The following is a 13451-nucleotide window of genomic DNA, read 5'->3' on the forward strand; positions in this document are numbered from 1 at the left end:
ACAGGAGTCTGGACTTGACTAACAAAACCGTTTAATATTTTATGAATAACGTATTTGCCATGTTCTTACTTTAACATTTATCAATATTTAAACAAGTGTTTTAACTACTGCTTGACAACGTGGACATAGGTTATCTAATTCACCTACTGAACCCAATGATTCACTATAGTTCCAACAACGTTCACACTTTTCTCCGTGAGCATGTTCAATGTGGATATCACCATATTGATATGATTCTCCATTTTCAACTTTATCAACTACCTCCGCTTGTGAAGTAATAAATAATTGTTGTAGGTCAGAGAATTGTTGTAAAAATGTAGTCGCATCAAAGTTATCATTGCTACCGATTACCACTTTGGCTTCTAATGATTTACCAATTACTTTTTCATTACGCGCAACTTCTAAAGCACGGTTCACATCGTCACGCAATTTCATAAATGTATTCCATTTTTCCATGAATTCAGCATCAACTGCTACACGTTCAGGCATACGTGTTAAATGAACACTTTCTTCCTCTACATGTGGGATATGTGACCACACTTCTTCAGACGTATGCGCTAGGATAGGCGCTAATAATTTTGTCATGTCTACTACAATTTGGTACAACACTGTTTGCATACTGCGACGTTTATGTGCATTCTGCTCTTCAATGTACAAGATATCTTTACCGTAATCTAAATAGAAATTACTTAATTCAACGTTAATGAAATTTTGTAATTCTTGATATATATCTAAATAATCATAATTATCATAATTGTCTAGCGTATTCGCAGTAAATTCACGTAATCTATTTAATAAATATTTATCTACTTCTAATAGCTCAGATTCTGCAATTGCATCTGTTGAAGGATTATAATCATTTAAATTACCTAACATAAATCTTAAGGTATTTCTAATTTTACGATATACATCAGAAGTTTGTTTTAAAATTTCATCAGAAATACGCACATCTGATAAATAATCTACACTACTTACCCAAAGACGCGCAATATCTGCACCTTTTTGTTTGACGATTTGATCAGGTACAATGACATTACCTAATGATTTACTCATCTTTTTACCTTCACCATCCATCACAAATCCATGTGAAAGTAACATTTTATATGGTGAAATTCCTCTCGTAGCAACAGAAGTTGTAATTGAAGAGTTAAACCAACCACGGTACTGGTCACTACCTTCTAGATATAAATCAGCAGGATATGAAAGTTCCGGACGTTCTTCTAATACACCACGGTGTGATGATCCAGAATCGAACCAAACGTCCATGATATCTGTTTCTTTTGTAAACACACCATTTGGACTGCTTGGATGTGTGAACCCTTCAGGTAGTAACTCTGCAGCTTCTCGCTCAAACCATACATTTGAACCATGTTCTTGGAATAAATCTGCAACATGATTAACAGTTTCCTTAGTCATAATAATATCGCCATTTTCCGCATAAAATACTGGTAATGGTACACCCCAAACACGTTGACGTGATATAACCCATTCGCCACGATCTCTTACCATGTTATAAATACGAGTTCTACCCCAATCAACCTTGAAGTGTGTATCTTCGATTGCATCTAAAATATCTTGACGTACTTTATCAATAGAGGCAAACCATTGTGGTGTTGCACGGAAAATAACAGGTTTTTTAGTACGCCAATCATGTGGGTAACTATGAGTAATAAATTCTAATTTTAATAATGAACCATTTTCTTTTAATAAATCTGTAATTTCTTTGTTCGCTTTATCGTAGAACATACCTTCAAATTGACCGGCTTCTTCTGTAAATACACCTTTATCATCTACAGGGCTAATAACAGGCAAGTTATATTTTTGACCTACTACAAAGTCGTCTTCCCCATGTCCAGGTGCCGTATGAACACACCCTGTACCAGCATCTGTTGTCACATGTAATCCATTAATCACGAGTGACACACGATCAACAAAAGGATGTTGTGTTTCGATATACTCTAAGTCACTACCTTTGAATTCTTTTTCTAATTCAATGGCATCTTCATTCCATCCTAATGCTTCAGCAACATTAGCAACTAAGTCTTTACCGATGATATATTTGTCACCATTCACATTATATTGACCATAAATTAAATCTGGGTGTACTGTGATCGCAACATTCGATGGTAATGTCCAAGGTGTAGTAGTCCAAATAACGAATTTTGCATCTTCATCAACAATACCTTTGCTATCTTTAACATCAAATGCTACATAAATAGATGGCGAACGCTTATCTTGATATTCAATTTCTGCTTCAGCAAGCGATGATTCACTAGATGGTGACCAATAAACTGGTTTTTTACCTTTGTAAATAAGACCTTTATCAGCCATTTCACCAAATAAACGAATTTGTGCAGCTTCATATTCCGGTTTTAATGTAATATATGGATCAGCAAAATCTCCTTTAACACCAAGGCGTTTAAAATCTTTTTTTTGATTTTCTATTTGTTCTAACGCAAATGCTTCACATTTTCTTCTAAATTCAGCAATTGATAATTCTTTACGCTTAACACCTTTTTTAGTAAGCGCTTGTTCAATTGGTAACCCATGTGTATCCCAACCAGGAACATATGGTGTATAGAAACCTTGCATTGTTTTATAACGCGTAATAAAATCCTTCAAAATTTTATTTAACGCATGTCCCATATGTAAGTTACCATTTGCATATGGTGGACCATCATGTAAAATATAATGTTCGTTATCTTTATTTTTGTCTAATGCTTTTTGATAAATATCATTAGCATCCCATTCTTCTTGGATTTTTGGCTCTTTATTCGGTAATCCTCCACGCATTGGAAAATTCGTTTTCGGCATTAATAACGTATCTTTGTAGTCCATTTCCTACACTCCTTATTACAATATTCTGACTTGATTAGTATTTAACAATAAAAAGAACTCTAAGTTCAATTAACAGGGACGATATATACCGCGTTACCACCCTGATTAACTCAACTTAGAGTTCTCTCATTGCATGTTATTCAGTTAAAACTACAGTGATATAAGAAACAAATATATATTAGGCTCACACTATCCCTAACTCGCTTGAATATATCGACTGTTTCTTACGCGTCTGCTGTTTATTGTTTATTATTCTCATTATCTGTTGAACCGCTGTTATCTGTTGCTTCTGCATCCGCCTCTGCCGTACTATCTGCTTCAGCTTTTGCTTTCATCGCTTTTTCTTCTTCAGTTAATTCATTTTCATTTAAATGATTAATATTCTCTTGTGTTACTTGTTCAGAATCAAGGTCATAATTTAATAAATAATCCCAATCATCATTTTTAAGTAAATCTAACTGTGCTTCTACTAACATACGGAAACGAGATCTAAATATTTTAGATTGGCGTTTCATATCTTCTGTTTGGAAAGAAAGGCGGCGAGCTTTTTCAACTGCATCATTGACAATACGATCTGCTTCGCTTTTTGCTTTAGCAATTGTTGCCTCTGCATCTTTATTAGCTGCTGCTTTCGTCTCTTCTCCAGCTTGTTTCGCTTGAACTAATGCATCGCTCACAGATTGATGCACATCTTTATAAGATTGAATATTTGTTTCTTTATCTTCGACAACTTTTTCTAGTTGTGCTTTATCTTCTTTTAAACGTTCAATTTCATTACTGAGCTGTTCTAGATAACTTTCAACTTCAGTTGGTTCAAAACCCGTTTTCACACGAGTAAAGGATTTGTTTTTTATTTCACTTGGTGTAAAAGCCATGCGTCATTATCCTCCTTCTATCATACACTATTTTGTAATTTCATTAAATATCATAAATAAAATTTCATCTTATATGGTATCATTGCTTATTTTAGTCGTTAAAATTCGGTTGTTCTACACTTTATAAGTATAACTTATTTAAATAAAGTTTTGTAGGAAATTCGTACTTTATCTTTTTTTGTTTTTCCACCAATATCAGTAATCATTGCTCTGCCATAACCTTGAATAGATAGTAAGTCTCCTTTATCCAGTTGGAAATCTGCAGAATCAATAATCGTATGATTAACTTTAACACGTTTCTTTTCGATTAACTGTTTGCTAATGGAACGAGATTTACGAATCATTTCTTTTAGAACGACATCTAATCGTAAACCAGATACGGTTGTTTCGGATGAGTGCCAGTTCTCTACTGATTGTATCATATCTTTTATTGGTAGCGCATTTAGTTTAACTGTCGCGCCTTTAATTTTATTTAATTCCAATATAATATATGATTCTAATTGCTTTGTCAAAGTAAATTGTATGCGATTATCTACAACAATATCACCTAATTGGTCTCTTTCGATTCCCAATGACATAATTGTGCCCAAGACATGTTGGTGTTGAAGTGTGACAAATTTTTGAGGATAATCGATTTCAAAAAGAATGATTTCAAAATCTTCCACCTCAGGTTGAAAGTAATCTGGTGCTATGATGGCTCTTTGTCTCTCAGCATATGGCCCACCATAAAAAGTAACTTCTAAATCTTGAAAACTACCAACTACAACATTTAATATATATTGGCCTCTGGGATCTAAAAAGGAAGTTAATACAGGTGCAAACTGGTCGTTGGCACGATAACACTTATCGATGAGTTGATCGATTAATTCATGTTCTTCTTTTCTAAAATGTTGATAAATATCGATGTGATTTCACTCCAAATATAAGTTAAAGCACCTCGCGTTTTTAACGTTAGGTGCTTAACATTTATTTTATAATTTATTCAAATATCATTTTATCCTCAATACAAAACTTACACTAAATAATTTAAAATCAAATTAAAAATATTTTCTAAACCAGTTCGGAATAATACAAGTACAATTATTGCAACAATGGATGAAATATCAATCATGCCAATAGGTGGAATAATTTTACGGAATGGTTCTAAAAACGGTTCATACAATTTTGATAAAAATTGACCGAATTTATTTTCACGTGCGCCTGGAAGCCATGACATAAAGAAATATACAATCATCCCAAAGTAATAAATTTGAACCAAGAATAAAATAAATTGAAATATATTTGCTAATAAACCTATATCCATGAATGTTTACCTCTATTCACCTTGGTATTCCATATTTTCGATTTGGTCTGTTATGCTTCCTGCAACTTCAACATTATCTGGCGTACATAAGAATATGTCAGAACCTACACGTTGAATGTCTCCACCAATTGCATAAACGGTACCACTTAGAAAATCGATAATTCTTTTTGCAGATACTTTATCAATACGTTGTAAGTTCACTAAAGTTGCTCTGCGATTTTTTAATTCGTCCGCAATGTCTTGAGTATCTGAAAAGACGCGTGGTTCAAATAAACACATTTTAGAACTTTCTTGCGTAAAACCATAATTGTTTTGATCTTGATTATTCATGTTCACAACGTTCCTAGTATTATTTTTAGGTGCACTGTTATTCATTTGATACTTCCTTTCCCCGGTTGATTGTTGTAATCTTGTTGGTTGTTTTTTGGGTACGGACTGTATGCGTTGTCTTTCTGTATTGTCATTTTGTTGATTATTATAATTTGTTTGAGACTGCGCTTGTTGTCTATCTTGTTCTTCTTCAGGTGGCGCTTGTAAATCATCGTCTTCCTCTTCAACTACGAAAAAACCACTAAATAAATCTTTTAAAGCCACGGGGCTCACTCCTCTTTTCCTACAAGTTTAGTCCCAATTCTCACAAATGATGCACCTTCTTCGGCTGCTAAATGGTAATCATTACTCATTCCCATTGATAATTCTGTGCATGGTGCATAATTTAAATTGAGCGCTTTAATTTCATCTCTCTTTGCTCTTAATGATTTGAATAAATCTTTAATATACGGTTCATCATCCGTATAAGGTGCCATCGTCATAAGACCAATTATTTCTATGTTTTCATATTGCTCTAAATCCTTAATAAACGTATCTACCTCATTTAAAGCGATACCTTGTTTTGACGTTTCTCCAGAAACGTTGACTTGAACAAAACATTTCACTTTATGTTCAGCTCTTTTATTAATCTCTTTTGCTAATTTCAGACGATCTAAAGCGTGAAAATAGTCGATATCGTTAATGACCTCTTTAACTTTTCTTGTTTGTAAAGAACCGATAAAATGCATGACTACATCGTCTGGTAAAGCTGCTTTCTTTTGTTGAAAACCTTCTAAACGATTCTCACCAAAATGTCTAATACCTGCTTGATAAGCATCATTAGCTCGCTCTATTGTAACATATTTTGTCACTGCTATCACGTGCGGGACTGTTGTAATATTACCTTTTTCGCAATGTATTTTCAATTGTTCATTTATTTGCGCTAAACTTTGTTGTACATCCAATTTTTATACACCTCTTAGTTATTGACCAATATAAGCTAACATACGACCTGTATCGCCTTTCTCTACTCTATATGAAAAGAACAAATTTAAATCTTCCGATGTCGCATAATTCGTTATATAAATATTATTTTTCGGAACACCATCATACTCTAACAACATAGCATTCGCCTTTTTTAGGTCTATGCCATGACGATTGTCACCTCTTGTTTCGATATATTGATGAGCATCTATAGGTAATTGCTCAAACTTGCTTTTAATATCATCATTAATTTCATATGAATTTGCAGTTGCTGGTCCAATAACAACGCTTAAGTCGTTCCAATCAAATGGTATACGTTTTAACATTTGATTGACAATTTGACCTACTGTGCCACGCCAACCTGCATGAGCTAAGCCTACAAAGTGATGTTTTTCGCTATAAAAATAAATTGGTACACAATCTGCATAACACATAGTTAATAAAATGTCATTTTCAAATGTATACATACCATCTATACCATGTAATGCATTAGAAAGACTATCAATATTAGTACCTTTATCTTTGTTTGTAATTTCAACTACCTTATTTTCATGTGTTTGAATCGGGAAAACCCATTGATTTCTCGGAAACTGAATTACAGAAGCAAGTAACGCTTGGTGCCTCGTTACATTATCTTGATCATCATTAATGTATCTAGCCATATTAAATGCATCTTTCGGGTAATGGCTGTATCCTTCTTCTCTTGTTGTTATACCCAATTTCACATTCTTTAATTGATTATCGTCATATTTTAAAATATGACGATCTTTGATAAATTTCTCTTGCATGCTATAAACCTCCAGCTATTCAACATTTATAAACTATCTAAAGACATTCGGGAGATTCTAAATAATTGAAAACTATATTTTTCTACATAATAATGTAGTTCACAACAAATGATATGCCAACTTCTAAATTCAAAAAAGTCATCAGATCTTTGGACCTGATGACATTTATATATTTTATATTGTCTAAATTATTATTAATTATTATGAAAAACTAACAGAAGAAGAAGTCCATTCGAGATTAACGTCTAGTTCTTCTAGAACGTCTTTCTTCACGATTTCTGATAAAGCTAGGAATATCATCTTCATTTGTAGTATGTGTTCTACCTTCATTTGCACTGTCTGTCGTTTGTGATGCACTAGAAGAGAATGAATCTTCTTTTGCAGTTGTACTTCCAGATGATGCACTGTTGCCAAATCCAGTATTTGAAGCTTTGCGACCTTGAGATGAAGGTTTATCTTCAAATCCAGTAGCAATGACTGTTACTACGATTTCATCTTGTAATTCTGGGTTAATCACAGTACCGAAAATCATATTAACATCTTCATCAGCTGCATCTTGAACAATGTCTGCTGCTTCTTGTGCTTCAAATAATGATAATGACTCTCCACCAGTAATGTTCATTAGCACACCTTGCGCACCTACAATAGAAGTTTCTAATAATGGAGAAGAAATAGCTTTTTTAGCAGCTTCTACAGCACGGTTTTCACCAGAAGATACACCGATACCCATTAATGCAGAACCTTGGTTAGACATAATTGTTTTAACGTCTGCAAAGTCAAGGTTAACTTCACCTGAAACAGCGATTAAGTCTGAAATACCTTGAACACCTTGACGTAATACATTGTCTGCTTCTTTAAATGCTTCCATCATTGGTGTTGACTTATCAACAATATCTAATAAACGGTCGTTAGGGATGACGATTAATGTATCAACAGCAGCTTTCATTGATTCTACACCAGCAGCTGCTTGTGTTTGACGCTTACGGCCTTCAAACCCGAATGGACGTGTAACAACACCAACTGTTAACGCTCCCATTTCTTTTGCAATTTTTGCTACAACTGGAGCAGCACCTGTACCAGTACCGCCGCCCATTCCTGCTGTTACGAATACCATATCAGCACCTTGGATTGCATCTTCAATTTGCTCACGAGATTCTTCGGCAGCTTTTTTACCAATTTCAGGGTTTGCACCGGCGCCTAAACCACGTGTTAATTTTTCACCAATTTGGATTTTAGACTCAGCTTTAGATAAGTTTAAAGCTTGTCCATCCGTATTGATTGAAATAAATTCAACATTATTCATACCATGATCAATCATTCGGTTAACAGCGTTATTTCCGCCGCCCCCTACACCGATGACTTTTAACGTCGCTAAATGATTAAATCCTTGTTCAAATTCTAACATTTAAATTTCCTCCTAGTTTTAGTGGCCAATCAATCGAATAGAGATTTCATAAGTTTCTTGAACTTACTTTCTTCTTTGTCTTGAGGTTTACTTTCTTCTTCTTGTTCTATGTTGTCTTCATGTTCGTATGCCTCAGACACTTCTGGTTCTTCTATATCAGAAGTTGATGTATGTGGCTCTTCTTGTTTGTTTGATTTCTTTTTGAACCAATCAAATCCGCTTGACTTCGTACTATTTTCTCGATCATTTGATTCTATGACTTCTTCTTCAAATTCTTCACTGTCATGATTATTTATTGTAACATAATCTAGTAATTCGTCGAAAGTAATGCTACTAGAAATCGTTGAAATCGCTGAAGAAAACTCTGGTTTTCTTATACCCATTTGGGATGGCGTATGAATTCTTACTTTTTCACTTACCATGTCTTGCAGCAATTCTTTAACGCCTAGTAAATTGGCCGAACCACCTGTTACAACGAAACCACCATTTACTTTTGTAAGACCTAACTCTTGTAATACATCAAACACATTAAAGAATATATCTTCCACACGTGCTTCTATCACATCTGCCAAATCTTTTTGAGTAAATTGTGCTTCTTCTTCGCTATTTATTTGATCAATAGTAAACACATCATGATCCGACGCTGAATCAAAGAAAGCGTGACCATATTGATGTTTGATTTTTTCAGCCGTTTCATAAGAAGTATTTAAACCTTTTGCAATATCTTCCGTTATATCTCTACCAGCCATTTCTATAGCATCAGCATCTACAAGCTCTCCTCTTTCGTAAAATGCCAATTGTGTTATATCCTCACCAATGTCAATAATGCATGCGCCAAGTTCTTTCTCAGTTGCCGAAAGTACTGAGCCATAATTATATGCATCAGAGTATACATCCAATACATCTACACCACAAGATTCTACACATTTAATCATGTTTATTAAAATTGATTTTTGAATCGCAATAACACCAGCTTCAACTTTCAAACTATGTCTTGCAATGAGTTCTTTAGGATCTGACACTTCATTATCGCCATCCACAACAAATTTAATTGGGAAAGCGTTTATTATTTCTGTTTCGGGTACATCATTTTTTTCACGAACACCTTCAAGTACACGCTCAATGTGTGTACCATCTAGTTCAGTATCTTCATAAAATTCAATTTCATTTGACTCATCAAATACCTCAGTTCCGATAATTGGAAGTTTTAAAAATACTTCCTTAACATCGACGCCTGATGCAATAGAGGCTTTTTTGATTGTATCTTTAACCGCTTGTTTTGCGATGTCGAAATCATCAATAAGACCATTTTTTATACCACTTGTGTAGGTCTGTCCTGTACCTATCACATTTATTCCATTGTGAAATTTTTCGCCCACTATCGCTTTAACACTTGACGAACCGATATCTATACTTACATAATAATGCTCTTCCATAGATAGGCACCTCCTGACAATAACTTATTCATGTTCACACTATTAACAGTTTACAATACGTTTTGACGCTTGTGAACTATAAACACATGTATTTGTCTAAATTTTTTAATTATTTTTGTCTGATTCTTTATTTATCTTATTTAAGGCACTTTGTAACTCGTCTTTCGCCTTATCTTCTTCTGTGTTTCCTTTGTCAACATTTTGATCACTTGTTGATTTAGTAGTACTTCCACCACTATAAGGAATAAAAGAAGCACCAACAGACAAATCAATGTAGCCTGATTTTTTTAAGCTTCCTGATTCATCACGTTCTAACGACTGTGACATTTGAGGATAATACTTCATTTTATTTGCAATAGTATTCAAATTACCCACAATTTGAATCTCATCTGTCGTATATAACTTGATTTGGTTTTGTAAATTTTCTTGCGGGTCATATTGCACTTCGGCGATCATGCTACGCACTTTTGTAGGCATTTTTGCTAATTCTTGTATTATTTTTTCTTTTTTCTCTTTTTTGAATCCTTCAAGGACGGGACCGTCATCTGTTACATTACTTTCTTCATAATTTTCTAATTCTGTTCCATCTTCAAGAATCGGTACATAATGATCTTTCTTTTTAACTAAACCAACGATTTGGCTTTCTGTCAGTTTAACCTTCACCTTATTCGGCAATACTTTAGTTACTTCTGCATGCTTTATTAATTTATTCTTTTTTAAATTATTAACAGCTGATGAAGTACTATAGGTATACATTCTAGAGTCATCTTTTATATCTATCGCTTTTTTTATAGAAGCTTTAGATACATTGTCATTACCTTCAATTGTCACCGAGTTGATTTTACTCAATGGCGTGAACATATAAATAAGAATCAGTAAAATAATAAATAGCAAAATACCGAAGATTGCGTATTGGATTTGTTTTTGTTTTTTACGTCGTTTTGCACGTTTCTCTTTTAAATATTCAGAATCAAATTCACTAACTTTATCTGACATTTATTTCACAACCTTTAAAGTGAAGGTAAGTGCGCTTGGAAGCTCTTAATAAACTTATTTCCGCGCTCTTCAAATGTATTGTATTGATCCCAACTTGCACAAGCTGGTGATAATAATACAACGTCATTAGGCTCAATAACTGATTGTACTTTATCGACTGCATCTTCTACATCTGTGGCCTTTATTACATATTTACCTTGATTCTCGCCTAATTTCACAAATTTTTCTTGCGTCTCACCAAAGGTCACCATCACTCTGACATTATTCATATATGGAATCAATTCATCAAATCCATTGCCTCTGTCTAAACCACCACACAACCAAATAATGGGTTGTTCAAATGAATTTAGAGCAAACTGTGTCGCTAAAGTATTGGTAGCCTTAGAATCATTATAATATTTATTGGTTTTGTTTGAACCTACATATTGAAGTCTATGCTCTATACCAGAAAAAGTTGTCAAACTATCTATTATGGCTCTTACTGAAACCCCTGCTAACAGTGCCGCTAACACAGCTGCGAGTATATTTTCTAAATTGTGTTCACCAGGTAATACTAAGTCATCTTTATGAATAAGTCGGAAACCTTTAAATGTAATATAACCATCTTTTACGTATATACCATCAACCTCTTGTTGTGTAGAAAAGTAATACACTTTTGCTTTTAAGGATTCTGATTCAATCAGGTGACGTTGATGATAATTACATATTAAATAATCCTCTTCAGTTTGATTTTTATATATTTGTTTTTTTGCATTTTGATAATTCTCTAAATTCTCATGATAATCCAAATGTGCAGAATAAATATTTGTAATAATCGATATATGCGGCTTATATTGATCGATACCTAGTAATTGAAATGAAGAGAGTTCAGTTATAAGGTAATCCTCTTCTTCTACTTCTTGTGCCACTTTTGAAGCTACATAACCTATATTGCCAGATAATTTACCAGTAATTCTACTTTTTTTAAACATATCACCTATTAAAGAAGTGACCGTTGTTTTTCCATTTGTTCCAGTCACGCCAATAATGGGCGCTTTGGAAACTAAATAACTTAGTTCTACTTCAGTAAGTATGTGTAATCCTCGACATTCCGCTTCTTGAATTAACGGAACCGTGTATGGAATACCTGGATTTTTAAAAATGAGTGGTTCATTATCAAGTAAGGAAAATGGATGCGCTCCACCAACAACTTTGACACCCATATTTTCTAAATCGATTGCATGTGCATCTTGGCTTAAATCTTTGCCATCGTTAACAACGACATTTGCACCAAGTTTTTGTAACAATTTCGCAGCTTCATACCCACTTTTTGCTAATCCTATTACTAATACATTTTTATTTTCTAAACCTGTATATTTCAGCAATTTAATTCACTCCAATCCATAAGCCAATAAGACCTGAAATAATACCAACTGTCCAAAATACAGTAACAACTTTTCTCTCATTCCAACCTACTAGCTCAAAGTGGTGATGTAGTGGTGACATTTTGAAAACTCTTTTTCCTGTAAGCTTATATGATGTGACTTGAATCATAACTGATAATGTTTCAGCTACAAATACAAAACCGATAAAAATAAGTGACAATTCTTGATTTAGCATAATTGAAATTGTAGCAAAAATACCGCCTAGAGCTAAACTACCTGTATCTCCCATAAATACCTTAGCGGGATTTAAATTAAAAGGTAAGAATCCAAGTAATGCGAAAATCATGATAATACAAAACAAGCCAATAGAATTTGCGCCTTGGATATATGCCATAAGCGCATACATAATAAATCCAATAATAGAAAGCCCAGTAGAAAGTCCATCTAATCCATCTGTTAAATTGACCGCATTAGAAAAACCAACCTGCCAAAATACAATGAAAATTACATATGCAATTGATAATGGTACTTCTAAACCTGTAAATGGAATATGAATTCCCGTTGAAAAGTCTGTTAGATTAAACACTTGGCTTAATATGAAGAAAACAACTGCAATAGCGATTTGAGCAAGGAATTTTTGTTTACTCGTTAATCCTTGATTGTTCTTTTTAACAACAATGATATAGTCATCAATAAAACCAATTAATCCAAAACCAATCGTCACAAACAACAACAATATAATCGGATTTGCATTATCCATAAAAATAATAGCTAATATTGATGTGACAATGATACTAAGTAGGAAAGTTAATCCTCCCATCGTCGGTGTACCTGTTTTTTTCATATGGCTTTGAGGGCCTTCTTCTCTTATACTTTGTCCAAATTTCATTCGCTTTAGTGTTGGTATCAATACAGGGACTAATATAAATGTTATTAGTAGTGCAATGATCGCTAGTAAATAAACCATATTATGCTCCTTTAATATTAAATTGGATTGATGTCGTTAATGCTAAGTGCAACTTATAAATCATATGTAACGAGGCAGTAAGTATGTTTCAAATTTCAAAATTATATTTTGTATTCAACATTTAAATTACTACCTCGCATCAATTTTCAAATGATACATTTTAACATGTTTTACCAGTGACGTCAG

At 33.6% G+C, this 13451-nt stretch carries 12 protein-coding genes; all 12 read right to left on the reverse strand.

The features are described 5' to 3' along the window. Nucleotides 1–87: 87 nt before the first annotated feature. The 12 genes from ileS to mraY all read right to left on the reverse strand — a co-directional run bounded on the left by ileS (nucleotide 88) and on the right by mraY (nucleotide 13265). Entirely contained in the window at nucleotides 88–2838 is a 2751-nt protein-coding gene (ileS, locus tag KA883_RS03755) for an isoleucine--tRNA ligase (protein ID WP_046208700.1), read from the reverse strand. A gap of 239 nt (nucleotides 2839–3077) precedes the next feature. Then, on the reverse strand, nucleotides 3078–3713 hold the full coding sequence (locus KA883_RS03760; protein ID WP_046208701.1) for a DivIVA domain-containing protein: 636 nt from the start codon (nucleotides 3711–3713) through the stop codon (nucleotides 3078–3080). A 134-nt stretch (nucleotides 3714–3847) separates the two neighbouring features. Further along, the gene (locus KA883_RS03765; protein WP_046208702.1) at nucleotides 3848–4618 is read right to left on the reverse strand and encodes a YlmH family RNA-binding protein; all 771 of its coding nucleotides are present in this window, start codon (nucleotides 4616–4618) and stop codon (nucleotides 3848–3850) included. Nucleotides 4619–4725: 107 nt separating this feature from the next. Beyond that, nucleotides 4726–5016, reverse strand: a complete 291-nt coding sequence (locus KA883_RS03770; protein WP_046208703.1) for a YggT family protein — start codon at nucleotides 5014–5016, stop codon at nucleotides 4726–4728. 12 nt (nucleotides 5017–5028) lie between these two features. Further along, entirely contained in the window at nucleotides 5029–5610 is a 582-nt protein-coding gene (locus KA883_RS03775) for a cell division protein SepF (protein WP_046208704.1), read from the reverse strand. Between the two features lie 5 nt (nucleotides 5611–5615). After that, nucleotides 5616–6290, reverse strand: coding sequence for a YggS family pyridoxal phosphate-dependent enzyme (locus tag KA883_RS03780; RefSeq protein WP_046208705.1), 675 nt, complete (start codon nucleotides 6288–6290; stop codon nucleotides 5616–5618). A gap of 18 nt (nucleotides 6291–6308) precedes the next feature. Beyond that, nucleotides 6309–7097 (reverse strand): peptidoglycan editing factor PgeF, encoded by a 789-nt coding sequence (gene pgeF, locus KA883_RS03785; RefSeq protein ID WP_046208706.1) that lies wholly within the window; start codon nucleotides 7095–7097, stop codon nucleotides 6309–6311. Between the two features lie 238 nt (nucleotides 7098–7335). Further along, a complete protein-coding gene (gene ftsZ, locus KA883_RS03790) occupies nucleotides 7336–8502 on the reverse strand; it encodes a cell division protein FtsZ (protein ID WP_046208707.1) in 1167 nt (388 codons plus the stop codon). Nucleotides 8503–8531: 29 nt separating this feature from the next. Then, on the reverse strand, nucleotides 8532–9938 hold the full coding sequence (gene ftsA / locus KA883_RS03795) for a cell division protein FtsA (protein ID WP_210139872.1): 1407 nt from the start codon (nucleotides 9936–9938) through the stop codon (nucleotides 8532–8534). Between the two features lie 105 nt (nucleotides 9939–10043). Beyond that, nucleotides 10044–10934 (reverse strand): cell division protein FtsQ/DivIB, encoded by an 891-nt coding sequence (locus KA883_RS03800; protein WP_052722066.1) that lies wholly within the window; start codon nucleotides 10932–10934, stop codon nucleotides 10044–10046. Between the two features lie 14 nt (nucleotides 10935–10948). Continuing rightward, nucleotides 10949–12298: a UDP-N-acetylmuramoyl-L-alanine--D-glutamate ligase gene (gene murD, locus KA883_RS03805; protein WP_046208709.1), complete on the reverse strand. Its 1350-nt coding sequence runs from the start codon at nucleotides 12296–12298 to the stop codon at nucleotides 10949–10951. A 1-nt stretch (nucleotide 12299) separates the two neighbouring features. Then, nucleotides 12300–13265, reverse strand: coding sequence for a phospho-N-acetylmuramoyl-pentapeptide-transferase (mraY, locus tag KA883_RS03810; RefSeq protein ID WP_046208710.1), 966 nt, complete (start codon nucleotides 13263–13265; stop codon nucleotides 12300–12302). Between the last annotated feature and the right edge of the window lie 186 nt (nucleotides 13266–13451).

Source organism: Staphylococcus sp. GDY8P54P (assembly GCF_017892645.1).
GTDB classification, from domain to species: domain Bacteria; phylum Bacillota; class Bacilli; order Staphylococcales; family Staphylococcaceae; genus Staphylococcus; species Staphylococcus ureilyticus.

Coding starts and splice junctions, on each gene's coding strand:
- ftsZ (WP_046208707.1), bottom strand. CDS start 8,502: ATGTTAGAATTTGAACAAGGATTTAATCATTTAGCGACGTTAAAAGTC.
- KA883_RS03760 (WP_046208701.1), bottom strand. CDS start 3,713: ATGGCTTTTACACCAAGTGAAATAAAAAACAAATCCTTTACTCGTGTG.
- KA883_RS03800 (WP_052722066.1), bottom strand. CDS start 10,934: ATGTCAGATAAAGTTAGTGAATTTGATTCTGAATATTTAAAAGAGAAA.
- ileS (WP_046208700.1), bottom strand. CDS start 2,838: ATGGACTACAAAGATACGTTATTAATGCCGAAAACGAATTTTCCAATG.
- mraY (WP_046208710.1), bottom strand. CDS start 13,265: ATGGTTTATTTACTAGCGATCATTGCACTACTAATAACATTTATATTA.
- pgeF (WP_046208706.1), bottom strand. CDS start 7,097: ATGCAAGAGAAATTTATCAAAGATCGTCATATTTTAAAATATGACGAT.
- ftsA (WP_210139872.1), bottom strand. CDS start 9,938: ATGGAAGAGCATTATTATGTAAGTATAGATATCGGTTCGTCAAGTGTT.
- KA883_RS03770 (WP_046208703.1), bottom strand. CDS start 5,016: ATGGATATAGGTTTATTAGCAAATATATTTCAATTTATTTTATTCTTG.